The sequence below is a fragment of the Actinomadura sp. 3N407 genome, from assembly GCF_052245875.1.
GTDB lineage: Bacteria > Actinomycetota > Actinomycetes > Streptosporangiales > Streptosporangiaceae > Spirillospora.
On record NZ_JBQQBP010000002.1, the window covers coordinates 450921 to 477863 of the forward strand.

General features: G+C 62.6%; 21 protein-coding genes and 2 pseudogenes. 7 read left to right on the forward strand and 16 right to left on the reverse strand.

The window, feature by feature from the left end; genetic code table 11:
• Nucleotides 1-337 precede the first annotated feature (337 nt).
• Nucleotides 338-853 (forward strand): annotated as a pseudogene (locus tag ACTWPP_RS06175) (transposase); the annotation flags it as partial.
• Between the two features lie 121 nt (nucleotides 854-974).
• On the opposite strand, the gene dndE reads toward ACTWPP_RS06175, so the two are convergent.
• Genes dndE through dndB form a run of 4 tightly spaced genes read right to left on the reverse strand, consistent with a single transcriptional unit; the run spans nucleotide 975 to nucleotide 5973 of the window.
• Nucleotides 975-1352: a DNA sulfur modification protein DndE gene (dndE, locus tag ACTWPP_RS06180; protein WP_443103103.1), complete on the reverse strand. Its 378-nt coding sequence runs from the start codon at nucleotides 1350-1352 to the stop codon at nucleotides 975-977.
• On the reverse strand, nucleotides 1342-3336 hold the full coding sequence (dndD, locus tag ACTWPP_RS06185) for a DNA sulfur modification protein DndD (protein ID WP_443103104.1): 1995 nt from the start codon (nucleotides 3334-3336) through the stop codon (nucleotides 1342-1344). The genes dndE and dndD overlap by 11 nt, the downstream gene beginning before the upstream one ends.
• Complete coding sequence (dndC, locus tag ACTWPP_RS06190; RefSeq protein ID WP_443103105.1) at nucleotides 3323-4846, reverse strand: DNA phosphorothioation system sulfurtransferase DndC; 1524 nt, start codon at nucleotides 4844-4846, stop codon at nucleotides 3323-3325. The genes dndD and dndC overlap by 14 nt, the downstream gene beginning before the upstream one ends.
• A complete protein-coding gene (gene dndB / locus ACTWPP_RS06195) occupies nucleotides 4843-5973 on the reverse strand; it encodes a DNA sulfur modification protein DndB (protein ID WP_443103106.1) in 1131 nt (376 codons plus the stop codon). Before dndB ends, dndC begins: the two co-directional genes overlap by 4 nt.
• 79 nt (nucleotides 5974-6052) lie before the next feature.
• On the opposite strand from dndB, the gene dndA reads away from it, so the two are divergent.
• Nucleotides 6053-7204, forward strand: coding sequence for a cysteine desulfurase DndA (gene dndA / locus ACTWPP_RS06200; RefSeq protein WP_443103107.1), 1152 nt, complete (start codon nucleotides 6053-6055; stop codon nucleotides 7202-7204).
• On the opposite strand, the gene ACTWPP_RS06205 is transcribed toward dndA, so the two are convergent.
• The 7 genes from ACTWPP_RS06205 to ACTWPP_RS06235 form a co-directional block, all read right to left on the reverse strand.
• On the reverse strand, nucleotides 7192-8643 hold the full coding sequence (locus ACTWPP_RS06205) for a DNA phosphorothioation-associated putative methyltransferase (RefSeq protein ID WP_443103108.1): 1452 nt from the start codon (nucleotides 8641-8643) through the stop codon (nucleotides 7192-7194). The genes dndA and ACTWPP_RS06205 overlap by 13 nt on opposite strands.
• A 105-nt stretch (nucleotides 8644-8748) precedes the next feature.
• Complete coding sequence (locus tag ACTWPP_RS06210) at nucleotides 8749-9237, reverse strand: DNA phosphorothioation-associated protein 4 (protein WP_443103109.1); 489 nt, start codon at nucleotides 9235-9237, stop codon at nucleotides 8749-8751.
• Nucleotides 9237-11306: an AAA family ATPase gene (locus tag ACTWPP_RS06215; RefSeq protein ID WP_443103110.1), complete on the reverse strand. Its 2070-nt coding sequence runs from the start codon at nucleotides 11304-11306 to the stop codon at nucleotides 9237-9239. Before ACTWPP_RS06215 ends, ACTWPP_RS06210 begins: the two co-directional genes overlap by 1 nt.
• Nucleotides 11306-11494: a hypothetical protein gene (locus ACTWPP_RS06220; RefSeq protein ID WP_443103111.1), complete on the reverse strand. Its 189-nt coding sequence runs from the start codon at nucleotides 11492-11494 to the stop codon at nucleotides 11306-11308. The genes ACTWPP_RS06215 and ACTWPP_RS06220 overlap by 1 nt, the downstream gene beginning before the upstream one ends.
• A gap of 12 nt (nucleotides 11495-11506) precedes the next feature.
• Nucleotides 11507-13630, reverse strand: a complete 2124-nt coding sequence (locus ACTWPP_RS06225) for a DEAD/DEAH box helicase family protein (protein WP_443103112.1) — start codon at nucleotides 13628-13630, stop codon at nucleotides 11507-11509.
• Nucleotides 13627-14100, reverse strand: a complete 474-nt coding sequence (locus tag ACTWPP_RS06230; protein WP_443103113.1) for a hypothetical protein — start codon at nucleotides 14098-14100, stop codon at nucleotides 13627-13629. The genes ACTWPP_RS06225 and ACTWPP_RS06230 overlap by 4 nt, the downstream gene beginning before the upstream one ends.
• Nucleotides 14101-14403: 303 nt before the next feature.
• A complete protein-coding gene (locus tag ACTWPP_RS06235; RefSeq protein ID WP_443103114.1) occupies nucleotides 14404-15207 on the reverse strand; it encodes an Lsr2 family DNA-binding protein in 804 nt (267 codons plus the stop codon).
• A gap of 1598 nt (nucleotides 15208-16805) precedes the next feature.
• Between ACTWPP_RS06235 and ACTWPP_RS06240 the strand changes: the two genes are divergently transcribed.
• From ACTWPP_RS06240 to ACTWPP_RS06255, 4 genes are all read left to right on the forward strand, one after another.
• Nucleotides 16806-17402 (forward strand): winged helix-turn-helix domain-containing protein, encoded by a 597-nt coding sequence (locus tag ACTWPP_RS06240; RefSeq protein WP_443103115.1) that lies wholly within the window; start codon nucleotides 16806-16808, stop codon nucleotides 17400-17402.
• Nucleotides 17318-17722 carry a transposase gene (locus ACTWPP_RS06245; protein WP_443103417.1) on the forward strand — a complete coding sequence of 135 codons (405 nt, stop codon included), beginning with the start codon at nucleotides 17318-17320 and terminating at the stop codon, nucleotides 17720-17722. Before ACTWPP_RS06240 ends, ACTWPP_RS06245 begins: the two co-directional genes overlap by 85 nt.
• 4 nt (nucleotides 17723-17726) lie before the next feature.
• On the forward strand, nucleotides 17727-17900 hold the full coding sequence (locus tag ACTWPP_RS06250) for a hypothetical protein (protein WP_443103116.1): 174 nt from the start codon (nucleotides 17727-17729) through the stop codon (nucleotides 17898-17900).
• Between the two features lie 1066 nt (nucleotides 17901-18966).
• Nucleotides 18967-19710, forward strand: a complete 744-nt coding sequence (locus tag ACTWPP_RS06255; RefSeq protein WP_443103117.1) for a hypothetical protein — start codon at nucleotides 18967-18969, stop codon at nucleotides 19708-19710.
• A gap of 628 nt (nucleotides 19711-20338) precedes the next feature.
• Here ACTWPP_RS06255 and ACTWPP_RS06260 read toward each other — a convergent pair.
• The 5 genes from ACTWPP_RS06260 to ACTWPP_RS06280 form a co-directional block, all read right to left on the reverse strand.
• Entirely contained in the window at nucleotides 20339-21682 is a 1344-nt protein-coding gene (locus tag ACTWPP_RS06260; protein WP_443103118.1) for a tyrosine-type recombinase/integrase, read from the reverse strand.
• Nucleotides 21683-22203: 521 nt separating this feature from the next.
• A complete protein-coding gene (locus ACTWPP_RS06265; RefSeq protein WP_443103418.1) occupies nucleotides 22204-23175 on the reverse strand; it encodes an endonuclease/exonuclease/phosphatase family protein in 972 nt (323 codons plus the stop codon).
• A 707-nt stretch (nucleotides 23176-23882) separates the two neighbouring features.
• Nucleotides 23883-24548: a hypothetical protein gene (locus tag ACTWPP_RS06270; RefSeq protein ID WP_443103119.1), complete on the reverse strand. Its 666-nt coding sequence runs from the start codon at nucleotides 24546-24548 to the stop codon at nucleotides 23883-23885.
• A gap of 323 nt (nucleotides 24549-24871) precedes the next feature.
• Complete coding sequence (locus tag ACTWPP_RS06275; protein ID WP_443103419.1) at nucleotides 24872-25390, reverse strand: ISL3 family transposase; 519 nt, start codon at nucleotides 25388-25390, stop codon at nucleotides 24872-24874.
• A complete protein-coding gene (locus tag ACTWPP_RS06280) occupies nucleotides 25285-25728 on the reverse strand; it encodes a hypothetical protein (protein ID WP_443103120.1) in 444 nt (147 codons plus the stop codon). The genes ACTWPP_RS06275 and ACTWPP_RS06280 overlap by 106 nt, the downstream gene beginning before the upstream one ends.
• Before the next feature lie 131 nt (nucleotides 25729-25859).
• Here ACTWPP_RS06280 and ACTWPP_RS06285 point away from each other — a divergent pair.
• Nucleotides 25860-26561 (forward strand): annotated as a pseudogene (locus tag ACTWPP_RS06285) (transposase); the annotation flags it as partial.
• Nucleotides 26562-26943 lie beyond the last annotated feature (382 nt).

Sequence of the window (26943 nt, forward strand, 5' to 3'; positions counted from 1 at the left end):
CAACAGCGCATGCGCACACCATCGCTCGTGAACCCGCACCTCTACCCGCGAAGTCGACTGGGCCCGCCACTCCTCCTACGACGACGCCCGCGCCCGCGGCTAGGGCAAGTACCGCGCCCTACGCGGCTTGGGCTCTCGCTCGACCCGCACCCACTGACGCTGCTGGATCGGCCACGTTCCCTACGACTCCCGACAAGCACCTGACCATTAAGCACGCATCGCAGCCCAACGCGAGACCGAGGATCACCCGTGCGGCTTACCACCACGCGCGGGCCCGGCATGCCCACTTCAAGACCACATTCGCCGGGCCACCTCAGCCCCAAGGCTGACAGCGGGAGTCTGTGTGGTTCACCTGATCCGCAACGCGCTACAGCCGGTCCTGCGTCGTGACGCCGGCGCGGGGCCAAGGAGCTGAAGAAGTTCTACACCGCCGTGGACGCCGAGCCGGCGCTGGAGACCTTGACCGAATTCGCCGACACCGACCTCGATAAGAGTTGCCCGCAACCGGTGCGGGTGTTCGACGACCCTGGGATTGGTTCATGCCCTTCTTCGCCCTCACCCGCCCGGTCCGCAAGCTGCTCTACACCATCAACGGGGATCGCAGCGCTGAACTACCAGGTGCGCAAGGTCACCAAGGCCTGCGGACACTTCCCACCGACGACGCGGTGGTCAAGCTGCTGTGCTGGCCATCGTCACCATCGAGGACAATCGGGGCCCGCGAACGCACGGTCGAACGCCACAACGGCGACAAGCATGCCTTATCGACCGCACGCCTCGTCGAGGGACAACGCGCGCCGGGTGACGCGAAGCGCTCAACGAACTCGCCAATACCTATCCAGGGCGTACCAGATAGAAGCTGTCTTCACCGTCTACCTGCAAGGTCTTTCCACATCTGAAGCTACAACCTCTCGGTTGAGGTCCTGGGGCATCGCCAGCAGCTTCGCGGTGGTCTGGGCACCTCCAGGGTCCGCTAGTCAAACGGAGGCGAGGAAGATTAGGTCGCTGATGGACTTTAGGTTTTGACGGCCTGCTAGGTGGCCTATACCTCGATGGATGTGGATGGTCAAGGCGTGGGAGATGGTCTCCTCGGTGGGCTCTCGGCCGTCGGTTATGCAGCGTTGTTTGAGGAGCGCTAGGTAGATGTCGCCGTAGGGGCCGGCGAAGGTCTTCCAAGTCATCTCGACGTTGGAGTCGGTGTTGATCTCGCGGACCAAGGGTTGAGATGGGTCCTGGAGGGAGATCGCGAGCGCCCAGCGACACAAGGTGTTCCAGTTCTTGATGCCGGTGATGCGCTTGAGCTTGACCAGCTGGTCTTTCGCCGGCTGGGACAGGCGGACGTTGTCAAGCGACATGAGCTGTGCCTCCAGTCCACCAGTAGCCCGGTTCGATCGAAGTGGTGAACGCCTGGTCGTCGTGGACGAGCGTGTAGGTGTGCGCGATCGACGGCTTGAGTTTGCTGAGTAGGTACTCGTCGATCTCTTCGTCTGTGGACAGAAGGAGCACCTGGTGACTGGCATGCGGAAAGTAGCGGTCTACGAGGTGTTCGCGATGACGGCTGTCCAGGCGGCCCAAGGGGGTGTCGATCACACTGGGCAGGCGGTTGCCCGCTACCTTCGCCAAGCCCCACAGGAGTGATACGGCCAGGAGTTGCCGCTCGCCCGCGCTCAGGCGGGAAGGGTCGAGTTGCTGGTCGTCCGGACCGACCAAGGTGATGGTGAACTTCTCGGGGTCGATGTGCAGATCGCTTACGAGCGTTGACTTGCGCATGAGGTGCTGGAAGCTCTTCAGAACCGCTACCTCAAGCTTGCTGATGTGCCGCTGCAACAACGCGGCGCCGAACTTCTCCATGGTCGCCCGGACCCTGTCGGCGTACGTGACAATCCGCTCCGCGTCCTCTACCTTGGCCAGCTTCGCTGCGCGGCCCTTGTAGGCGCGCTCCCGGTCGAGCATTAGTTGCTCCCGGCGGCGGCGCGTGATGGCCAGCTCTTCTTTGCATCCGTCGAGCTCGGCCCTGAGGCGGGTCACTTCATCTCGCTGAGCATCCCGCTCCTTCAGGAGCGCGGCGATCACCTCGTGGTCGGGTACGCCAGCGAGCTGACGCTCAAGGACGCTGAGTCGTTCCCGGTGTTGCTGCGCCTCTTCGACGAGTTCACGTGCTCGCGAGGCTTCCTGGCGGAGGATTTCGTCCAGGGAGTTGAGCTTCGGCAGGGACTCGGACGGGAAGTTGAGCGCGTGGGGTATCTCGGTAACGATCGAGGCGCGCTGTTCCCTGTCGGCTGTGAGGTGCTTTTCGGCGATTGCCAGGCTGTCCGCAGGTACGACGTCTTTGAGTAGCGCTAGGAGTTCCTGGTCCCGCTCGCTCAGCACGTTGATGACCTGCGCTGCCTCGATGGCTCGCCGCTCTTTCTCCACCTGGTCACGGATACTAGAGAGCTGCGGAGCCAGCAACAGGAGCGGGAGGGGACCGGCAGCGAGGGTGCTGGCCAGCACCTCATTGACGCTGTTGAGCTGGGATGTGATCTGTGACCGCTCGGCTTCGAGTTCTGAGCGGCGGAGGTAGAGGTCGCCACCTTCCTTGGCGGACGCCGCTTCGATGCTGGCGAAGCGTCGCTCGGCCGCTTCGAGCTCAGATGTCTTTGACGCGACGCGCTGGTTTATTTCGTCGCAAAGTTCGTCGGTCGCCCTGATCTGATTTTCAATATTATGGATTTCATCTAGCGCCCGCTGATCTTCCTTCGAGACTTTTTGTCTACGCTGGACAGCGAGCAGGTCGGTGCGTAGGCGTTCCACCGAACTTAGCCCGAGCAGAGACTGAACGGCGGACGCGATTACCGAGGCCGCTCGTTCGGGGTTGGCAAGAGACTCGATCTTCTCTCCGTCGAAGAAGAAGAGCGAAGACGCCTCGAGGGGCAGAAGATCCTCAACATAATCCGCCCATTGCTCGCTGACAACAAGGTCCAGCTCGCCGTCGATGAGTACGTTGAGGAACTCGCGAACGGACTTACCTTTGACCTCCCACGAGCGGACGACCTTGTAGCGACGCTCCTGCCCTTCCACCGTTGTGGAGAACTCGACGACCACTCTGGCGTGCTTTGGATTGACCTGACGGTTGACGCTGTCACGAAGGTAGTCATCATAGGAGCGGGCGCCGCGGCCGCTGGTACGGGAACGTGCGCCGTACAACGCCAGTTGAATTGCATCCAGGAGGGTAGTCTTACCGCAGCCGTTGAGCCCGCCGATCAGGATGACTGGCCGACCAGGACGGGTGGCCAGTTCGAGCGACTGCTTGCCCTTATAGGCGCCGAAGTTTTCGAGGGTGACATTAAGAAGAAGCATTGGTGGTTTCTTCGTCGAAGAGCGACAGTTCAGGTGCGGTCTTTTCTCGCTGGCGCCGCAGGGCACTCTGTTCGGCGTCTTCCTTGCTGTCGTAGTAACCGCGCCGGATCGTCTTCTCCAGTTCCTCGAATAGGCCCGACCGACGGGTCATCGTGCGGAACCTCCGCTCCACGGCAAGCAGCTCACGGGCAGTGGTGAAGTGCAGTCCGTCGTCCCCGCAAACCTCACGAAGCAAGTCCATCTCGTCGCCGGCAAGCGTGAGCTGTTCGTCGAGGGGTCCCCCCGGGAACTTCGTTCCGGTCTCCTCCTCATAGATCTGCGGCAGGAGGTCCTCTACCTCGTGCTTTTCGAAGACCCAGAGGCGGCGGATCTCATGAAGTTCGTCCATGGTGATCAGTTCGATTTCACGGACGCTTTCGGGACCGTTCTGCCGGACCCAGGTCTGAGCGTTGAGGAGTTCTCTCAGCCAGTTGGCACGTGATTCCTGGGTGTACGGGCCATGGACGACCTGGTCGTTGAACAGCTGGATTGAGCCGTTCATCTTGCGCCAATCCCGTAGGTGCTTGTCGTCTCGGCGTCCCTCCTCGTTGCGAACGTCGAGCTTGTTACGCAGCTCAAGGAGTGGCTGCATCCACTCCTTCTCCTCGTCGTTCTGGATCATCGCCGACATGGACTTGTCCTGGTCGACGAGGGTGCAGGTCCAGCAGCCAAATCGGCTGTCGCCACAGGAAGGGGTGGTGTTGTCCACGACTAGGGGGCATTCGCCGTCGCTAGACGCCCCCTGGTACATGGTCAGCAGATCCTTGTTGTTGTGCCCCCAGGAATTGGGGCGTTGCATGAGGAACGTCCAGACCTCATCGTTGGTCCAGGCCTCGATCGGGCTGTAGACGAGCGAGTTGGGCAGGTTGCCGTTCGGAGAGAGCCGGTCGCGGACGCGATGCTTCTCGTGCCGAGTCATGGTTCGCGCCCGAGCCTGGCTCTCCGCCTTGCGGATACCGAGAACGAGGATCGTCTCGCCGTGATCGCGAACGACCTCTCGGATGAACTTGTTGGACGGCCGGATCTTCAAGCGCTCGGTGCACCAGCGGAACTTGGGGCGTGGTGCCGGATATCCCTTGCCGATCAGGCCCACCCAGAAGGTATCCCTGACCTCGGGTGTGAGACGGTGCGGCTTGATCGGGAGGTTCCCCTCCTCGGCCGCCTTCTCCATGGTGATCAGGGACTGCGTGACCCAGCTGGCAACGATTGGGTTCTCAACCAGGGTGTCGGTGGAGATGACATGCACCGGCTTGGTCCGCTTGTCCTCGGGTAGTTGCTGCAGCGCGTACCAGACCAGCTGAAGGACAGACGTGGAGTCCTTGCCTCCGCTGTAGCCGACTACCCAGGGGACCCTGTCAGCTAGGTAGAGCTCTTGAATTTCTTCGATGAGCTTATTGACAACGTTGGCGAGACCCCCATGATCCTTGAACGGGGTGGCTCGACGTGCCGGCATGCCCAGGGGGACGGTCATCGCTCTCCTCGCAGGTGTGTCGCCTCGGTGTGGGCTTCTTCGGGGCTGAGCTCCATGCCGAGCTTCTGTCGCAGGTAGTTGACCGTCAGCACGACGTTGGAGTGATTCTTCGAGACACGACCGCCGACGATGGCTCTGCCCTCCCAATCTCGATTGGTCCGTGACCAGTCAATCTTGGCCAGTGGCTCCAGCTGAGGTCTCCAAGAATCGAGGGCTGTGGATATCTGCAGCATGGTGCTGCCGAGACGCCCAAGGGCGTGCAGCGCGATGCCATGACTGTGCAGGTACTGGCGCCGAACCTCCGCTGCCGTCATCTTGCGGTTCCGGACAAGCTCCCACTCTGGGATCAGCGAGTCGACGGCCGTCCAGTATTCATCTGCCAGCTTGGCAGCCTGCTCGGCGTCGTCCAGCTCAAGACCCTGCAGGAGTGAACTGGTCGCGTAGTAGAGGGCGCTGAGCGTGAAGAGTTTGCGCGACCTCGCCGACAGCGTGCTGGTCTCCATCTCCACGAAGTTGCGGAAGACAGACGACCTCATTGCCAGCAATCTCGCGATCTTGGCACGTTCGTCACGGTGGTCGTACAGCACTCCGATCGATCGGGCTGGACGTACTGCATGCCGGTTGAGATCGGCGAACATCTGCTGGCTGCGGCTCAGCCCCGCATCGTGGAAGAAGACGACCGCGATGGTCTCGTCACCCAGTTCGGGGTTCTCGGTCAGCGCCGTCTCGATCGCGGCTCGCCGGTGCTGGCCATCGTTGATGAGGAAGCGAGCGGCCATCGGGATGTGGAGCTGCCCGATCCGCATACCGGGTCCTTCGTCGGCGATCCCGACAAATCTCATCTCCCCGTCCACCGACGCGGTCAGAGCCGAGAAGACGTAGTCGGTTGGGTTGTCGATGATGTACGAGGCGAGGGCTGGTACCCGCGCCTTGTTGAGCACGCGCTGTGCCCGTACCTCGGGCGCCAGCTCATCCTCGTCGAACAGGAAGATCTTGGGGATGAGCCGCAGCGGGCACATCGAGACAAAGAACTCGCGCTGTGCCTGCACGCCCCGGATCGCCGGGAAGACGTACTCGAACCCTGCTGTTGTTCGACTCGCCGGAGGCGATGACAAGAGTGACCCCACTGGCTAGACGGTACCGGATGTACGTTTAGCTTTTCACGTGCTTACGTGAGAGTCGAGGAGCCAGAGGGGTGCAGGGAGCATGATCGTGTACTTGGACTCAGCAGCGACCACCCGAGTCGACCCTCGTGTGGCCGAGGTGGTTCTCCACTGGATGACCACCGAGTTCGGCAACGCCGGCAGTCGCACTCATGACTGGGGGACGAGAGCCAAGCGAGCCGTCCAGGAGGCGCGGGAGCAGCTCGCAGGCCAGCTCAACGCCGGGCCCTCTGAGCTGATCTTTACGTCAGGCGCGACAGAGAGCAACAACATCGCGCTACTTGGTCTGGCTCCACACGGCGAGAGCCGGGATCGTCGACACGTCATCAGCTCCGCGATCGAGCACAAGGCCGTCCTCGAGCCCTTGGAGCAGTTGGCCACTCGCGGGTTCGAGATCGAGCTGATCTCGCCGGGTCCGTCCGGACGGGTGAGTGTCGAAGCCGTGCGCGAGCGCCTGCGTGATGACACCTTGCTTGTATCCCTCATGCATGTGAACAACGAGACCGGCGTCATTCAGCCTGTCGCGGAGCTAGCAGATCACCTGCGTGATACGCCTACCTACTTGCACGTCGACGCTGCTCAGGGGTTCGGCAAGCTCACCGATGACCTCAAGGCGCCGATCGACATGATCAGCGTGAGTGGACACAAGATCGGAGCGCCGAAGGGCGTCGGAACACTGCTCATTCGGCGACGTGGTCGAGACACCATTCCGTTGACCCCTCTCATGTACGGCGGTGGGCAGGAGCGCAAGCTCCGACCAGGGACGCTGCCGGTTCCGCTCATCGTTGGGCTCGCCAAGGCGGCCGAGATCTTTGAAACCGAGCATGAGCAATGGTGGAGCCGAGCTGCAGCGTTCCGCGCACGCCTGGTGGATGCTCTCAGCAAGGCAAAGGTCCACTTTAACGGCGACCAGGACCACGTGATTCCACACATCCTCAACCTTTCCTTCGAGGGTGTGGACGCCGAGGCTCTGATCGTACAGCTCAAGGAGCTTGTAGCCGTCTCCACCGGCTCGGCCTGCACAAGCGCGTCCTATACCCCGAGCCATGTCCTGCGTGGCATGGGTCTGTCAGACGAAGTCGCCCACAATGGCCTGCGACTGTCCTGGGTCCCCAACCAGGTAGAGGACTTGGACGTCGACGAGCTGGTGGGTGAGATCTCGGAGTTTCAGGCGGGGGCTTCCTACTTTGCCTGATCGGGCTCTTTGCGGCGGACCAGGCGGTGGCCGCGAAGTTCCCGACCACAGCGGAGGAGCTCGGCCTCCCAGCCGGCTTCCGTCCCTATGAGGTGCGGGTTCCGGTAGAGCCCGGCCCGTACCTCGGACTGCGTCAGCCGTCGATACTTGGGGACATCCGGGTCATCAAGAGCCAAGAACTCATGCTTGCGGTGGAGCAGCGGCCGGTTCGCAGCCTCCTCGTAGGACTTGAACGAGGTCTTCAGTGTGGTTAGGTCCACCATGTAGGACGAGTGCAGCTTTGGATGCGGATCGTCATCAAACTCCGGATAATCAAGCCAGCTCACCGCACGGCCCTGGTGGCGCAGCTTAACCACCGTCCAGGACGGTGGTCGGCCAGCAGCGATGGATGCGCAGTGCTCGTATAGGCGCAGCACTGTGGGCATCTGGTCAATCGCGCGCCTGTGCACGTAAAGCGCCGTCGGTGTCAGCTTCCCGACCTTCGACGCCTGCATCGCTCCTCTGACGTACGTGTCGTCGCGTAGCTTCAGCAGCAGACGGTCGGCCCTCTTGCAGGCCTCCTGGTAGGAGGAGAAGAAAGCCCTGACGTCCAGTTGCAGCGACAGGGGCAGGCTGCGGTAGGGGCCACGCCCGTTGAACAGCTCGACCGCGAGGAATAGCAGCGTGGACAGGGTCGATGCCCTGACCCTGGCCTCGACCTTCTCGGGGTCGGCCGACTTCTTCACGATGCGCTGGAGTTCGTTCGGCTGAAGGTGGGCAAGTAGCTTAGCCATCTCCGCCGGCATCTCTTCCAACCTTGGTAGACGACCACGTCGCTCGTTGTAGTCCACCACCGCGGCAACCGCTGAGCTGGTGTCTTCAGAGCCCAGCCAGTCGGCGTGCGGAACGATCTTCCGGGCCAGGTAGCGAAGGCGCGCATCGTCCCTTTTGAACGCATAGACAATGCCGGGGGCCGCGGAGACACATCGGACAGCGGTTGTCTGCTCGACGTAAGAACGAAGCTCCGCCGGGCTGAACAGATGCTGGAATGTCCGTCTGCCTGTCAGAATGCCGTCCTCGTACTGCTCACCTCGAACTTTCGAGCGATCCCAAGTGAGCCGGGTCGTGACGACTAGCAGAGACTCTGCAAGCTCCCAGGCCCGCCGCAGCGCTTCACGCCGCTCGTCGGGGTCCTCGATGACGTTGAGAACATAGGTCAGGAGCACGACGTCCGCTGAGCGAGGTGTCTCGTCAGGCGCGTAGAAGGGGTCCCATCCCTGGACTTGAATCCGCATCTCGTGCAGACCTCGGACATCGTCGCCACGGCCACTCCCATAGTCCAGGACGCTTGTGGACGCGTGGACCTCACCATCAACGACAGCCTGGCGAGCTGCCACCGAGAGCGTGGCACGGCCGATCGCTGTAAGGCGGCGATCGCTCTCCCAGTACAACCCGGACATGGAAGCTCCCGTCGGTTTCGTCGGCGGCGCCTCCACTCATACCGCGACCTACCGGGGCCTCGCTCGCCGATCGCACAACGAGGGCCCCACTAGCCAAGCAGTCGATCAGGTGTCGAAGTCCGGCGTTCCAAAGCCGACGACCCGCGGACCGAAGATGTCCTGCACCCTGCTTTCGGCGTGGGTCATTCCCCGTCGGCAGAGGTTCAGGATGACATCCATCGGACGGACGTGTGCGCCGCTGTTCAGCTCGCCCTGGATGATGGAAAGCCCACCATTGGCGTACTCCTCGAACACCGTGACCCGCTCCTGGAGTCGATCCTCTCCCATGATCGTCGCGTCGTTCGGATGGGCGACTACGCCCATCGAGTCGACAAGGGCCGAGACAGCGGGGGAACTACTGAACAATCCATAGCGGATCGGCTCACCCGCCTTCTCGAACGGTTCCCGCCTGTCTCGCGACCAGCCGAGTGCCGCCGCGAAGACGAGAACGTGCCAGTAGGCGGGGAAGGGTCCTCCTTCTTTGGTGAGCAGCCGGCCGATGAGCTCGTCATGCTCCGCGGGCCGGCGGACACGAACATCGCCGTTGTGGACCATCAGTTCCGAACCTCCGTCAGCTCGGCACCGGTCCGGTCAGAACCGACGACCTGGTAGGGGTAGGTGTTGCCGTTCAGTGTCAGCGTCTCGGTCACGCTGCTCACATCTGTCTTGGTGGTATGCGTGGTGATCACATACTGCTTACCGAGGCGAGCACGCAACTCCTGCTCGACGATCTCTCCGGCCTGGGCCTTGCTGGTCAGTATCATCACTTGGGAGGCGAGCTTGGGTAGGAAGTCAGCGACGGCCTTGCGATAGTCGTCGTCGAGGTTGCCGAAGACCGCATCCATCACCACCGGGAAGTCGCCACCGATGCCCTGGATAAATGTGCGACCGCGCTCCTGGGCCTCTCGTGCCTCCCCGATAAGAGAACCAACGAACGCGAGCGATAGCAACATGTTCTCGCCGGTGGACTTGGGTGCCGGAATACGTTCGCTGCCACTAAGATCCCACAGCTCCAGTTCGAAGTCCGGAGTAAGTTCGGGCTCGTAGTTCTTAAGTGACACCAGGTGATAGAGCTCCTGGATTCGGGCGTCAAGCCGACGCCGAACTCCCTGAGATAGGATCTCCAGAATCTGCGTGAGGGCGCTGCTCGCCTCATCAACGGCCATAATTCGATTCGTGATCCGGCGGCTATGAGCGTCTTTGACCTCAAGCCTCTCGATCTGCTTCCTCAGGTCGTCCCTGACGTTCTCCAGCCGCTTGACTTCGGCTTCGGCAGCACCGATGGCTGCCACTTTCTCGTCGCGGGCGACCTTGGCCGCCTCCAGATTTTCTTCGGTCTTCACGACCTCTTCGGACGGGAGGCGTTTGAGTTTGTTTCCGACCTCGTCGATACCGTGCTCGACCTGCCGCTCTTCCTCTTTCAGCTCGGCGATCCGCTCATCAAAGCCCCGCAGTGCGTCGTGCATCTGCATCCGCGGCTCCTCGAAGCCCTCCACAGCGCCCCGGAGTTGGTTCCAAGCCGCCTCGACCTCGGCGAGGCCGGCATGAGCGCGCCAGTGTTCCAAGGATGCACGGTGTGAACTACCCTCTGTAAGAGGCGTCCCGCAGATGCATTCACCGCGTTCCAGAAGGTCGTCAATGAAGGCACGTTTTAGCGGTGCGGGAAGCTCACCGCGTTCACGCAGTTCCTCACAGGTCGCCAGGATCTTGCCCGGTAGGGCAGGGAGGAAGGCGAGGAACCCTCTGGTCCCGACCAGTTTGGCGCGCCCCTCCTCCTGATCCTGTCGCGCTGTTTGAGCCCTCTTCAGTTGGTTTTCCAGCCGGTACCGGTTCTGCTGGAGTTCCTTTGCCTCGGCGAGCTGCGTCATCTTGAGATTGAGTGCCTCGATCTCAGAGTCGAAGTGCTTCTTCTCCTTCGCGGCAGAGCTGGCACGCCGCTGCTGATCCAAGATCATGCGCTCGGTGTCTTCCTTCTGTTCCAGAAGATCATTCAATCTCTGCTGGGACGCATCCTCAGCCTTTAGGCCTCGACGCAGCTTCTGCGCGACCTTGGGCAGATGCGCGACCGCACGTTCCACTGCCTCCAGGCCAAGAAGAGTCTTAACTGCCTCACGCACGTCGTCGCCGCCCTCGTGTTTTACGAGGGCTTCGATGCGCTCACCGTTCACGAAGAAAAAGCGACTTAGCCGCTCGGGCAACATCTGGTCGAGGTGCCCGCTCGGGTTGAGCAGTAGCTTGAGGTTGCCGTCTCTCTCCCGCTGCCAGAGTTGCAGCTCGGGCTTCGGTCGGGGCTGGGTCGCACCGTGTTTAGCTACGGAGACGGACCTTTTTACGATGTAGGTATGGTCACCATGCTCGAACTCAATGGCGACCGAGGCGGTTAGCGGTGTTCCCTCGGTCGCCTCGTTCCAGACGGTGATGTTGACCAGCTGGTCCCGGTTTTCGACGTCCTGACTCATCTCGCCGTAGAGAGCCCAGGTGAAGGCGTTCAACAGCGTCGTCTTGCCGCCGCCATTGGTTCCCCACAGGACGGTGACGTTAGTATCGGAGTCCTGCGCGAAGTTGATCTTCTGAACTCCCTGGTAGGGGCGGAAGTTCTCCAGTTCGACCGAGATGAACTTCATTACGCGATCCCCTCGACCTTCTTAACCATTTCGTCTCGTACCGTACTCCGGGCCAACGCCTCGGACTTGTGGAGGTTCTCCCACTCGAGTGCGATCGCCATCTTGATGATCTCGTACGCGTTCATGCTGATGCCGCTGAGAATCTCCTGAACCTGATCGATTTCCTGCTGGTCCATCTTGTCGGTCATCGCGGTTCCTCTCTAGACATCCATCAGCTCGTAATACTCGCGCAAGTCACGCAACTCGCTAAGGGCATCGCCATAGTTCTCTGAATATTTGGCGAACTCGACGAAGCGGCGCATCTCTCGCCGAAACAGCTTCCTCTCCGTTTCGTATAGATCCCTGTCCTGCGGCGGAACCGCGATGAAGTCGATGACTTCGGCCTCCGTCTTTCCTGGTGCTCGGCGCAGGATTCGTCCGCGGCGCTGGATGAACTGCCGAGGATTGCTGCTGCTGGCCAGCATGTACGCGATCCGGGCGTCCGGAAGGTCGACTCCCTCGTCCAAGCACCGCATGGAAACTAGAGCCTCCAGATCACCGGATCCGAAAGCTCCAAGGAGTTCGCGTCGCTCCTGCCTGGACTCTTGCGAGGTGTAGGTATGAACGCGCATGCCCAGGCTGTTGCCGAGGAGCGCGAGTGCCTGATCCACCTGGCGCTCGCCTCCCGCTGGGTCGTCCTCCTGCGGGCGACCACCTTCGGCGCAGTAGACCAGTTGGAACGGCTGGTCGCGCCGCTTGTCGAGCTCGTACCGCAGCGCGGCGATCTTCCCTTCGGCATGACCAAGCACCTTGGCCCGCCTGCTGAGCAATTGGCCGAGCTGCGCCTCGGCCTCATCGCGTGACTTTCCCTTGGCACCCTTGATCTGACCGTAGAGAGTGCCGATTTTGCTGGTGAGGACGGTGTAGTATGCCGCCTCTTCGTCAGTGAGGGGGACCAGCACCGGCCGATACCGGTACCTGGTCAGGGCGCCGAGTTCGATCGCTTCCTTGAGACCGAGGCTGATCAGGGTATCTCCAAAGTAGCCTCGAATCGCAGCCGTCCCCTCATCGTCGAACCAGCGCTCTGGGGTGGCCGACAAGGCCAATCGCCATGACGCATGATCCGGCAGCCTAGTGCGGTAATGTTCAGCCCCCAGGTGATGGGCTTCGTCCGCAATGATCAAGAGCTCGTTCCCGGCAGACGACAGAACATCCTGGAACGCCGGCGAACCGAAGGTCTTATTAGTAACAACCAAGGCCGCTGCACGACCTGGTTGCAGACCCGCGATCGCATCGTTCGCTTGAGCCCACCAACTCGCAATCGCGTCACGGCACTGAACTGGGACAATTCCAAAGCGGTTGAGTTCTTGAGACCACTGGTCAACGAGGTCGAGCAATGGCACCACGATCACGGTCACGAGAGAGCTGCCACGTGCCCGCAACTGGCGGCCAATCTGGTCGAGTGCCGCCAGTGCGGTAATGGTCTTCCCCGTACCGGTAGCCATCTCGAAGATCCCGCGTGCACCGAACTGAAGCCACTTTGTGATGGCTTCCTTCTGGTAATCGCGCAACTCGATTTCCTCGGGCGTGGCAGCCCAGCCATGTTTGTTCGCCGCTTCGTGGCGACGCCGACGATTTTCCCGTGCGGCGGTCTCCGCATTAGCTTCGGAAACCCTGGCAGCCAGTTCACGTAGGTGATCTTCAGCCTCCTCCGGAAACTCCAAGACCTCCAGGCACTCGGTCTTTCCTTCCCAGAGAGCATCGAAATTCCTCTGGGTACGGAGGGCTCGGCGCGCATCAGCTTGAGTCCACGAGGTAAATACCTCGATGGACTCAAAGTTATTCTCCATCGCGGCGCGCGTCTCATTCAGCGAGCCGGTAAAGGCGACTGTGTTTCCCTCAGCGTCGGCGATGACGCCGATCTTCTCGTGGTAAATGCCGAGCCCGTTGGTGCCCGCCATCACCGCAATCTTGATCTCGAGGACTCCTTCAGCGATAAGCTTGCCGAGAATCCCAAGCCTCTCGACCATCTGCGCCTCAACCTTTTCGGGCGCAACTTCGCGGGCTACGGCCCGCGCAATGATCTCGCGGTACTCGTAGCCTTGGCGGATGTCCTCGATATCCTCATCTGAGAGCCGCGGACCGGCGACCAAGCGAATCTTGCCGCCCTTCGTACGTAGCTTCTGGATGCCGCGCGCCACCAGTCCTAGCGAAGTGCTGGTGAAGTAACCGACGGCACGGTCGTACCGAACCGCCTCTGCGAGTACCGGGACATAGAAGTCGCGGGCGACGTCACTGGTGTCGCTCCTGTAAAAGTCCTTGATCGATACGCTGCGCAGGCTCATGCCCCGCTCCCATTGATCAACTCGAGGAAATCCTCGATAATGTCGGGCGGCGTCTTCCCCTCGTCCAACGCAAGCTCTGGCTCGATCGTTAGATTGGGATCGCACCCACTATCGAGGTACGCACCCACCAAAGTCGTGAGCTGGGTGTCGCCACGTTCACTGAGCCGGCACACCACGTCGCCCCACTTACTGGACTGAGGGAGATCCAGGACGCTGATTAGCGCATCGCGCAGTTGGTCGCTGGTTGATGGCTGTAGGAAGTATGCACCGCTTCGTCGTGCGATCTCCTCGGCCACGCCGAGTTCGGGGCGCCGACGAATACGCCGCACTCTGAGGACCGGGGGCTCGTCGTCATCCCAGCGCTTGTTCAACCAGATGTGATCGCCGCCGCGAATCTCGCGCTGGTGGGCCTGAAGGACATCGACGAGGCCAGTGATGTACGGCTCTGGCGCACCTACGAGAGAGAGCATGCACGCGACTCCGCCTGCTTCCGTCATAGCCGATGTTGTCTTCCAGGGAACACCTCCCAAGACGACAAGTCCACCAGGAGGCAAAATGATCTTGTTAGCCCAGGTGGCCGGGTACTGGACGCACATCCACCAGGCATCCTTAAGGCGAAAGCACCCAGGAGTGGCTCGTGGATGGACGCCATTGTTGTGGTCTGCGCCAAGCGGGTCAAACACGGCACGCCTTCCGTAGTGAAGCGGTTTTAGGGTAAGCCGAGAGTTTTCGATGGCGGTGAGGCGACACATCCTCCCGTCCTCCGGATCGGCTCAACCATTGTGGGAATCGCCACGCAGGACTCTGAGGAAATCGTCGATCGAGGCATCGGTCTGGCCGAGATGAGAGGCTTCCTCAGCGAGCCCCTGGGATGTACCTGCTGGGTCGAGGTCGTCCGCGTCGAGGCGGTCGCCCGTGGCGACTTCTGCAGGCTCGGCAACCTCGCCGGACTCAACGTTGACCAAACGGACGATCAGCGGTCGCCGCCCACCGGTGCTTTCCCCCTTGAACACCTGGACGTTCGGCAGAGACTCGACTGCTTGGTCGATCTTCCACGAGGGCTTATTGCGTCCGACGATGTCCCACAACTCGGTCTTGGTCAGCTCGCCGTGCTGTTCCAACGCTTCCTGAATCTTGGAGGCCAGTGAACTCTCGGACTCGGCAGCGTGCTCGGCGTGGTAGCGCTTGACGACCCACATCGGAATCCGGCCACGATCACTGACGGAGATGCCCTTCTGGTGCGCCCAAACGCGGATCACGGACGGCGGCACATCGTCCAAGTCGTAGTCGTAACGCGTGGCATCACTGGCCTGGCCGGCAGCAGCACCGTTCGATCTGCCCTCGCTCCCCAGGTCACCATGGTCCGGCGTCGAGGCACGTTCATCCACCAGGGAGAGCAGCACAGCTGCGATCGTGTCACGGTAGGCGGCCCGCATGTAGATGGGCATTCCCCCCGCTCCAAGTCGGCTCACAAGCTCATTGGCCCACTGCTTGGCGTGGACGTCTTGTTCAAGCCGGGACATCTCGGAAAGCCTCCGAAGCCGCTCCCACGGTGTCATCTCGCCCTGGGTCGTCATGGCCGTCCTCCTGGTTCACGTTGAAGGGCGAAGGTGGCACTCGGTTGCCGCCCGTCCGAGTAGGGCGTCACGGAAGATCCCTTCTCTTGGAGAGTGTGCGGGATTCCCGCCTCCCGTGGGTCTGGTCTGCCCGCGAGCGATGCTCTAGAGGAAGCTTCGGTACGCCCCGGATGAACAGGAATGCCAGCAACCCCCGTCCCTCCATACCGCGATATACCGGAGGCAGTCGGCGACCATGGAGATAAACCATAGGAGATCATCGGCTTGGCGGGCGCCCCTCTCTCCATCTCCTGGCAAGGTTTCAGCTGCGCCAAAGACACCTCCTGCATGCGAAGCGGCAGCTGAGGTGCACACCAGCACCACAGCCGCAACACAAGAGCCGAACCTCTTGACGTGTGACCGCCGAACGCAGCGAACACCTCAAAGACGACATGCCAGCCAAAGTATGGTGCTGACCGCATGAGCGCCAGAGTGGACGCCATCTAATCAAGCCACCCACGCCCGGCGCAACACATCGATCCCCTCATTGTGAAACTCTTCCCCCGAAGCTGGATCCGCGGAGCTGAGCCGCAAGATCAAAGATACTTCTTTCTATCTCAAAGAGTGACAAGCAAGGCCTAATTGATCACAGACAGTGACATAGGCGACGGATGACAAGGACTGTTACCCGAGCTCCTACGGAGGATGGCACGCCAACAACGGACGCTCGTCGATTGCGCCACGCCTGCGACTCAACCGAGTTGAGCTACCACGCCGGAGTCCCCTATGTCAAATCGATCGCAGAAAATATCGGAAGAGGCAGATCGCAAGATGTGGCTAGAGACAAGTGGTCAAATTGCTCTAGCGAGCAGCTCTTCCGCTGACACTACTTCTGATCCGCCAAGGAAATCACGGATGTACTTTCCCTCGCAGCGTGAAGATTGAATTAGAGAGACCGATTGGGACGGCGAAGACAAAGTAGAAACGCCGGTCGATCCGGAGCTCCGCGCGGGACGGTTCGTATCGTCAAGTAAACCTGCAAGCCTGCCATGTCGCGCGTGATCTGAGCGCGCAACCGTCACTTTTGTTTTCAGGCTGGTGATCATAGTCGTTTAGCCGCCAGCGATACGCCCGGCACGATCCAGGCTTGACACCAAGCGCCGCCCTTGACCAGCTCGCCGAGCTCCAACCCTCCCCAGTCAGCCGCGACTGCCCGGCCTCGTCGCGGGAACGTTCGACCAGCAGGTCCAGTCGGCCAGCACCTCGTCGCTCAGCGGCCCCCGATCCAGCGCGTCGCGTCCCTGCCGACAGCGGCACCATCCCACAACCGCACCCGCCCCGGACTGGGCGACGCTCCCAATTCTGCCGATCTCGGTTACGGCGAGAGAGATAGCTCCCCAGAGCCCCCTCGCAATGGCGCGAGCGGCTCGTGGTGGAAATGGATTAGGCTTCGTCCCGTTTTGTCAGGAGGCGCCGGAGATCGGCCGTGATAACGCGGTAGCTGGTGCCGATACGGATGACTTTGCAGGGGAAGCGGTTCTCGCGGGGCTAACCAGGTTAATGAGTGATGGCGGCCGGGTGAGTGGACGAGCCGGTGGTCGTGGGCGTATGCCGGTGGCATGGCCAGATACCCCCAGGGCGGCGGGATGACCGACGCCGGCCGCTGGCGACGGGAACGGGTCCGGATGCAGGCCGCGCAGTGGTTCGGTGAGGGGCGGCGTAACGCGTGGATCGCCGCTGAGCTACGAGTCGGGCTGCGGCAGGTGGAGAAATGGCGGCGGACTTGGCGCGAGGGTGGGGTCGAGGCGCTGCGGTCCAGGGGGCCGCACCGGCGGCCGCGGCTGGACGATGGGGCCTTTGCGCGGTTGGAGGCCGAGCTGAACCGCGGTCCGGCTGCGCACGGCTATGCCGATGACCAGCGGTGGACGCTGGGCCGGGTGGCCGCGCTGATCCGGCGGATGTTCGGAATCGACTACACCCTGCCGGGGGTGTCGCTGCTGCTGCGCCGTAACGGCTGGTCGGTGCAGGTCCCGGGGCGTCGCGCCATCGAACGCGACGATCACGCCGTTCAGGTGTGGAAAGAGCAGGTGTGGCCGCAGGTGGAAGCACCGCGGCGGACCTGGGCGCCTGGATCTGTTTCCTCGATGAGACCGGTCAGGGGCTCAGGCCGCCCAAAGGACGCTCCTGGAGCCGGCGGGGACACCGGCCGCAGGTGAGGGTGCACGGCGGCCAGCACGGCAGCCGGGTGTCGGTGGCCGGGATGGTCTGCTACCGCCCGGGGATGCGGTCCCGGCTGATCTACCGGCTGCACCATTACCGTCGCCGCAAAGGCGAACGCGTCGCCTTCACCCTGAGCGAGTACAAGAGCATGCTGCAGGGCGCCCACCAGCAGCTGCCCGGCGGGAAGATCGTGCTGGTCTGGGACAACCTGGGCATCCACCACTCGACCGCGATGCGGGTGTTCATCGACGCCCACACCGACTGGCTCACGGTGTTCCATCTGGCCGGCCTACGCCCCCGAACTCAACCCCGCTGAGAGCGTGTGGTCCCTGCTGAAACGCTCCATGGCCAACTTCCTGGCCACCGACCTGGACCACCTCACCGGCATGATCAAGCACCGGCTCAAGGTGATCCAGCACCACCCCGACGTGATCGACGGCTGCCTCACCACCACCGGCCTCACCGTCACCACCACACCCGCCATCACCAATTAATCCTGGTTAGAGCGCGAGAATTACGACGGACGGCTTACCTGGAGCTCATCAAGCAAGCCCATGTCGTGGGTGAGTTCTATTGGAGGCTCGGTGACGTGTACGCCCAACTCACTGATCCGGCCGAGCAACTGGCACAGATCGAACAACAGCGAGCCCGACTTACGTAACGCGTTCGATCCGCTGAGCCGCTGCGTCAGAGTTATCGTCCTTGAGGGTCCGCCGGCGGTCGCTGCCACCGCCGAACAGGTCAGACAGGCGGCGATCAACGCCAACCGGGCTCTGTCATCAGTCTCCCAACGTGAGAGCGATGCGCGCGAACGCTTCGATGACGCCCATCGGCTCCGAGCCTGTCTGGAGGGATTCATCGAGGCGCCCGCACCGCGATCGGGGGTGCCTTCCCCCGGCAGAACGGGACTGCCATGCGTGTTCTCGGAGTTGCTGATAGAACTGAAGTCGCTTATCGACAAGTTCCTGTACTTTACTTTACATTGGCTGCCGATCATCAGTGACTCGTGCGCGACCGGTCTGGCATTACTTAAACTTTGGCTACTGACAGGATAAGAAGGTCTTGTGAAATCAATTACTGGGGGATGAGTGAGAGTCTGCTTTATGATCAATGAGGGCTGGGAGGGGGCCGGAACGTGGGGATGGCTAACTATCCGAGAATCACTGGTGCGCACGTTTATGGAATCCGTTCCACGGCATAGGCGCCATGCCCGCTTCTCCACGGGGACTCTCCCACTGTGGCGGCTTGCTCAAGAAATGGGCAGTACCGAAAACGCTGCAAACATCGTCCTCGGCGAGCACTGGGTAGTCTGGAGTACATTCCTTGGTCCTGACCTTGTCAGGCACATCGAGTCATTCGATGTCGGAGGTATGGTCGTGGAATCTCTGACTCCGGCGGACGCTCGTTCCATGCACATCCGCCTAAAGGATAACGAATGGTATCTGGGAGCAGTGCAAATTCGTCCGGAGATTCCGGAGCACTGGGCGGTGTTTCTGAAGGGTATTCCAAGTAAGTCGGATCTTCGAAGACTCTCTCTACTTGTTTTATAGCGGATATGAGTTGGAAGTCGAGGACAACCGAGATCACATAAATTATCGCGACTGGGAAGCTTCCGACCTCTTTTCCTCCGTTCACTGGGAGGATTCGGGAGTACGGGAGACTATCTTTGATCCGTACAACAACATGCAGCATTTTCGCAGGCTCGGCGAGGCGGACGAACTACTTCATGGACAGTTCTCCTTCGCACTGGGTGAGACCCTGATGCGCTGCTCCGATCTGGACCCAGATCTCACTCAACGATTGCACGCAGCCCTCAAGGCGTTCGAGAGTCACGAGTCGGCAGAAGGGCTGGCGCATGTGTCACTGTCTTGCCGACGATTCATAGAAAAGCTTGCAAACTGCCTTTATCTCCCGCGCGAAGAAAAGGTCAAGGGGCGAAAGGTCGGCCAAGCCGAGTACCGGAACCGCCTCTGGGCATACGTCGCGGAAAACGTCACCTCTGACACCACACGAGAACTACTCATCGCGAACGTCGAGGACTTGGGAAAGCGGATTGATAAGCTCGATAAGCTGAGCAACAAAGGGCTACACTCTGACGTTTCGTCATCAGACGTGAACCGTCTGTTGCTTTCACTTCTCGTCGTGACACATGACTTGATCTCGCTTCGACCACCCGGCGGCGCCTTCTCGTACAAACCGTATGAGACCACGATTCGTGTCTTTATAGAGGGAGTGCTACAACAACAGGATCGTCCGTCTCAGGATGAGAAGGAATGGAACTGTCTAAAGTGGTCGTGCGCTTAACCTTGCCGCTACCGACGTCCTGGCGACCTGCGATGATTTCTCTGTGCCTGTCCTCGATCCCCTTCGCGCTCTCCCACTCGCCGTCGAACCCTCGCCGCGAGAGTGGCATGGTGGCTGCCGCCTCATCGAGAGGATCGCCTCGGTCTTCCCTGCCGCGATGTCGTTCCAAACGAGCCCGCGGGCTGGCGCCAGTTGCGGCACTCGATCTCTTCGTCGGGTACGCGGTGGCTCACGAGATGGATTAGTACGGAAGATCTCCTTTGCAAAGGATGCCTAGCATCAGGAACGCATCGGACTTTTTCGAAGACGGCTTTCCGTAACCGGGCGAATAGGCTGAAGCAGCCACACAACCGGACCTCCGCGTTGTGTCGCCCATACCCGCAAGCGGCCGTCCACGGGCGTTGGGGGGGTGAACTCCTGCAGGGCGCCCAGTTCGGCACAGGCGTGCTGGAACGCGCGGCTGGTCTGGTAGGCCCTTGACCAAACGTCACCGCAAATTCCGGTCCGTCGTCCGGGTAAAGAGCCCGTCGTCGCGCTCGTCGTTTCAGGTGACGATCTCCATCGGCATGTCTCCCGACGGGCGCGATGCGTTGTACTCCCGGACCTCATCGGAGAGCGGCGCATTGGGCTATCGAGTGACTGACCTGCTCCGAGTTTTGGCGAGGGCCTCCAGGGCGGTTTCGTCGGCGTCGGGGAGGGTGTGTAGGTAGCGCTCGGTTGTGGCTATGGAGGCGTGGCCTAGGCGTTCTTTGACTACCTGGAGGTCGGCGCCGCCGTTGAGGAGCCAGGAGGCGTGGGCGTGGCGTAGGTCGCGCATGGTGGGTTTGAAGTTGAGGCCGGCGGCGGCCAGGGCGGGGTTCCAGATGTTGCGGCGGAACCAGTCGTTGGGGATGTGGCCGTCGGTTTCGCGGACGCGGCGAGGGCGGGGGTTGTCCTTGCCTTTGGCGCGGCGGGCGGCTCGGTAGAGGGAGAAGGCGCCTCGGCAGTAGTCGCAGCGGCAGCGGCCGGCGGTGTACGCGCTGAGGGTGCCGTGGTTGTAGGTGCGGCCCTTCTCGTTCGGTTCCGTGCGGCCGAGTGTCTCCGGGTCTGGGATCTCGGTGATGCGGGCTCGGGGCTTGTCCTGGGGTGGCATCCGGAAGAGAAGGTCGTCCTGGGTCAGGTTGGCGGCTCGGATGTGGTCTTCGAGCTTCTCGATGATCTGGGTGCTGAGCTTGAAGCGGCGGAACTCCTTGTCCTTCGGGTAGTCCTTGACGAGGAAGTGGCGGCTCTCCGGGTGGAACTTCGGGTTCAGCTCGACGACCGTGCGGCTGACCGTGAGTATGCGGGTTCTGAGGTTGACGTCCTTCACGCGCAGCTCGCTGAGTTCGCCCCAGCGGAGGCCGCTCTCGATCTCGGTTTCGGCGAGGAGGCGGAAGGTTCCTTCGGGGAGGGCGTTGTAGACCTCGTCGAACTGCTCCGGCGTGATGATCTCGAGGGGCTTGCGGACGACCGGGGGCGTGCGGACGCCGCGGCAGGGGTGGATGAAGGTGACCTGGTCGTCCATCGCCGTGGTGAAGATGGCACTGAGGACGATCTTGTTGTAGCGGATGTTCACGGGCTTCATGCCCTGGTTCTTGAGGGCCGTGATCCACGCGCGGACGTGCTCGGGGAGGATGTCGATCATCCGCATCGAGCCGAACGTCGGCATGATGTTTCGGTAGATCGCGTACGTGTAGCTCTCACGGGTGGTGGCCTCAACCTGGTGGTTCGGGAGCCAGACCTGCTCGACGTAGTCCTTGAACCGCTGCTTTCCGCGGCCCGGGTCGCCGGTTCGGCCTCTGGAGACCTCCACCTCGGCTCGTTGCCATGCCTTGTCGGTTTCCCTTTTGTTCGAGTATGTCCCGGCTGACCGCAGGCGACCCTTGATGTCGACGTAGCAGGCCGTGTAGCGGTACTTTCCGTTGTTGCCTTTGCGCTTCTTCGCGTATCCCACGAGGCGATCTCCCCATGATCATCCGTCCGTGATTTGTCCGTGGACGGTGGCGAACCGGCCATCCTTGTCCGTGAGCTACTGACACCGGAACCCGCCGTCCACCTGGGATTTTAACGCGAATCATCTTTACCTGCATGACCCCCAAATGGCCATGATTTGGAGTTCGGGACGAAGAGGTCGTGGGTTCAAATCCCGCCACCCCCGACACATAACCGCTAGATCAGAGGCCGGATCTCCACCCAGGAAACCAGCCTCGAATCTTTCATCCGCAAAAACGCTTCGCCACCCACGGACAGCGCACCCTTCGCCAGCGCGGAAGCGCATCCACCCGACGATCTCATGTTCAGATCCGAGGTCTCGTCCCTGCGCGTATCACCGCTTCAGTAGCCGGCGACGGGTAAGCACGGCCGACGGGTCTTCCTGTCACCCGAGGGCGCGCTTGTCGGGTTGAGTGGTGACCGCGCGGTGGTGCTGGAGCCGGTTGATGGCGCGTTCGACGGAGTTGCGTAGGGATTCAGCGGTCACGCGTGCAGGGTGAGCTGGGCGGTTAGCGGCAGGTGGTCGCTGCCGGTGGCGGGCAGGGTGCGGATGTGGGCGACGGTCGCCGAGCGGGCCATGACCTGGTCGATCCGGGCCAGTGGAAAGGCGGCGGGGAAGCTGAAGGCCAAGCCTCGCTCCGCCACGTTCAGCTGGGAGGTCAGGGGGGCCAGCCCACGGTCGTCGACCGTGCCATTGAGGTCGCCCAGGAGGATCACGGGTTCGAGCTTCTCGGCGATGACAGCCTTGCTCAGTAGGCCGGCGCTCTCGTCGCGCAAGGAGGATGCGAGGCCGCTCGCCCCGACGCGGACCGAGGGCAGGTGCGCGACGTATACGGCGATCTCGCCGTGCGGCGTGTGGACCACGGCCCGCAGTCCGCGGCTCCAGGCCTCCGTGATCCCCTTGGGTTTGATGTCCAATGGCCGGGCATCGGTCAGCGGATGTTTCGACCAGAGTCCGACGGTGCCTTGCACCGTGCGGTATGGGAAATCCGACGCGAGGGTCCTTTCGTAGACCGGGCGTGCCGAGGGCACCAACTCCTCTACCGCGATGAGATCCGGCTTTGCGTTGGCCAGGGCGCGGGCCGTGCCCGCCGGGTCGGTGTTCTCGTCGCTGACGTTGTGCTGCACGACGACCAGGGCGCGCGCGCCAGGCTCGGCCCCGGGCAGGAGTAGTCCGCCGAAGAGGTGCGTCCATGCCGCCACCGGTAGGAGCAGGGCCACGAGCGCGGTGGCGGAACGGCGCAGCACCGCCAAGCCGAGCAGCACCACGACCGCCAGGCCAAGCCAAGGAAGGAACGTTTCCAGCAGACTGCCCATGCGGCCGATGGAGTTGGGCACCGCTCGGTGGAACGCCAGCAGCCCGGCGGTCCCTGCGGCGAGCGCGGCGAGGACCCGCCCCCGTGTCCAGGCCGACCGGTTCTTCGCGTCCTCGTCCAGAGCCCGCCACCGGGACATCGCCGCCGTGACCGTGGACGTCGCACTGCTGACCGCCCGCGCCTGCTTCACCATGGCTTCCTATCCACTTGGCCCTGTCTCCTCTAGGACGGACCACCAGGTGAATGAGTTCTGTTTTCCGGCCGTACGTCGATGTGCTGATCGCCAGCAATCTTTGGTCGTCGGTGGGCGGAGGATGTCTTCATGCTGCACACGAGCCGTCCGCCGGTTCTGGACGTCACTGAAGTGAACCTGGCCCTCGCCGACTACGCCCCGCCCAGCCGTGAGGCCGCGCCCCCGGGGACCGGCGACAGCCACATCGGCGGATCGTTGCTGTGGTTGGCCGATGAATCATGGCCCACTGCCGTAGTCCCTCCACCATTTGAAATTGCGCCGCAGAGAGCCGGTCGCCATGGTCCCGATCGCGCAACGTACGCCTCCTGTCAAGGACGGCCGAATTCTGGATCTGGCCCACATCTCGGGATGGTCTCGAGGGGACGGGCGGCCAAACGAACGGTGTACTCGTTGCCCAGCTCAGCGAGGCCGTGATCAAGAATCACCCAGGTTACGTCGTGATCGTCATTAAATCTGGGCCTGAACCCAGCCGAAACCGTCAGCGCCAAGGCGCCGATGAGCCGGGCGATCTCGGCTTGAGTCAGGCCGAGGGCGGTCGCCCTTTCCGGGGGAGCCGCCGTCCCTCATCCCGGGGGAGCAACGCGAGCAGACGGTTACTGGGTGTGCCAGATGGTGGCTTGCCCTTCCACTGCCCGACCGACCGTGCTGATCTTGAATGCGATGACCGAGCCTTCCTCGGTCAGGATGCATATCCAAGCACGTCGTTCCGGCTCGACAAACTGACTGATACTCGCCTCCTGCACGGTGTGTTCGCACTGGGCGAGGGTGGGATTTCCCTCGCCGGCGTACCGGCCGAAAGACGCACCGGTGTCATCAGGGTCATTAGCCCTCAGCAGCTCGTTGCTGTAACTGATGTCGCCCCCTTCCTCGCCGTATCTGATGTTGCGCGGGGGGACGGTGTCCAGATCCGTCTTTTCGCCGCCCTTGTCCATCGGGATGACCAGCCGGCCAGCGAATACCTGGCGGGGCCTCGGGTCGGGGGTTGCCGTGGCGGTGAGGGAGAGGGACTCAGGAGATGCGGACTGGGACGTTGTGTCCTGGCCCGATGGCGTGCCGGTCGGCCCCGCCTCGGGCTTCTCGGAGGACTTGCCGCCCGATACGAACACGCCCGTGGCCACCGCCAGGATGACGGCCAGCGCGGCCCCTCCGACGATCTGCCCGACCGTGCTGTGATCGGTGAACTTCCAGACTCGTTTCCACCAGGTCTCCGGGGCCGGTGGCTGTTCCTCGGAGCCGGAAGGATCCGGTTGATTGGTCATCTCAAGACGCCCCCTGCGTATCGGCTATCAGCGGGGACGTTAAGGCTATCTGCACACGAGTCTCTCGAGTCCCCCCATGACGTGATCCGATCGAAACTAGAACACGGGTGCCGGTACGCGCTTGACGGCGGCCGTGGAAAGATCCCAACGGCCGTTGACGCGCTGGCGCAAGCGGTTCGGACACCGTTTTACGGGATGGTCAGGATAAGTCGGGCGCCCGCGCGGTGATGCTGGGCTGATAACACCGGTGTGAGTTCACGGGTCGCGAGTTGGATCTGGGATCTGGCCCACTTTTCCTGATTGATGCGGCTCCGTCGGCCCGTTCACGCACGCTGGGCGGTGAGCAGGACGCGTTTTCGCAGGAGTGGTAGCCCGGCGCGTCCGAACATCTGCCGTTTGATCATTTTGATGTGGTTGACGCGGCCTTCGACGGGGCCGGAGTTCCAGCGGCAGGTCAGCCCGGCGGTGACGGCGTCGAGGTCCAGTTCGAGCCCTTTGGCGAAGGAGGAGATACCGGGCAGGCCAGCGACGTGGGCGTCGTTGATCCAGTGCGGGAGGTCGTGCCCGGACAGTTGGGTGAGCATGATGGCGAACGCGCGGACGTGGCCGCTGGCGGCGGCGAGTTCGGGGCAGCGCTCCAGCACCGCCTTGAGCTGGGGACGTTCGTCCTCGGTGAGCGAGTCGGGGTGGCGGGTGAGCCAGCCGGTGACCTCGCGGACGGTCGGCGGAGGCGGGATCAGCGGCGCCTTGTCCGGGCGGTGCTCGGCCAGGTGGTCACGAACGTTGGAGTAGCTGCCGGTGTAGCCGAGTGCGCGGGGAACAGTTCGGCGAAGTTGGTGCAGCCCTCGTCCAAGCGTCGATGCACGTGGGGCTTGAACGGGTCCAGCATGCTGGCACGCGGGGCCTGCCAGCGGCCGTCGACCAACTCCTGCCAGGTCGCCGCGCGAGCGTAGCGCTGCACGGTGTGCCGCCCCCAGCCCAGATGCCGCGCGATCGCCCGGATCGCATACCCCTCGGCCAGCAACCCATGGACTTGGGCGTGATGCCGCCGGGCACGCTCGGCGAACTTCCCAGTCGGCTCCGGCGCTGCCACCTCGAGCGGCGCAGCCGGTTGGAGTTCCAGGTCATCGCCTGGCTCCTCCAGTGCGGGCTCGGGCAGGCACGAACGGTGCGCGGCCACGCACTTCTCCACCGCTTTGACCAAGTTGGCCCATAAATGCCAGCGATCGGCGACCTGGATCGCCCCCGGCCCCTGGCGAGAGACGGGCGGGTTCCAGTACTTGTCGCAACACTCCTGGTATGTGAAGGGGTGTGGAGTTGGGACGGCGGGGACGCAAGCGGCAGTTGGAGATTGAGGATGAGTACTGGAGGCTGGTCCTCGCTGGTGTCGGGACGGTTGAGGCGTGCCGCCAGGTGGGGATTGGCCGCAAGACCGGATACCGGTGGCGGGCCGAACGTGGCGGCATCCCTCCCGCCCGTGTGGCAGAGGAGTCCCGATCGTCTCGGTATCTGTCCCTGCTGGAGTGACAGCGCATCGCCACGCTGCGCGAGCGTGGACACGGGGTCCGCGAGATCGCCCGTCGGCTGGGCCGGGCTCCCTCAACGGTCTCGCGGGAGCTGAAGCGCAACATGCGCCCGCATGACCAGGGCGTCTACGACGCCGACCTGGCGCATGCCCGAGCTCGGGGCAACGCACGACGCGAACGTGCCGGCAAGCTCGTCCGCGACGGCGCGTTGCGTGCCGTGGTTCAACAGAAGCTGGAGGTGGAGTGGAGCCCACAGCAGATCGCCGCCTGGCTGCGGGTCGAGCACCCCGACAAGCTTGCCTGGCACCTGTGCCATGAGACCATCTACCAGGCCCTCTACTACGGCGGCAAAGGCGGGTTGAGCAGGACGCTCACCAAGCGGCTGCGCACCGGACGGCCGCTGCGCAAGCGCCGCCGGCGGATCAATCAGCGCCAGATCCGCTTCATCTCGCCCGCCGTGCTGATCGATGCCCGCCCGCCGGTACTTGGGCGGCTCATCGGCCGCCAGCGCCCGCTTGACGGTGTTCTTCGAGATGCCCATCCGCCGGGCGATCGCCGGACGTGCGGAAGAGCGCGACGTAGGCGCGGGTGACGAGCTTCATGGCGGGCGCGAACAGCGCGGAATCGAAGAACTTGGGCCTGGCACTGGACACGATCCACTCCGTCCTGCGGGAATGGTGATCATTGTGCCGATTCCCGTCGGGCCTGATGGATGGAGCTCCTCTGGTCGAGGCCCGCATTGGGCGGGGCGGGGCTCGTTCGTTTGAGCGGGTCTGTGGGGTGCAGACTGTTCGGGGATGCGGCCGTCATCGGGGAGGCGGGCCTGTGGGGAGCTTTCGGGTAGTCGTCAGCGTGGTGCTGTGTGTCGG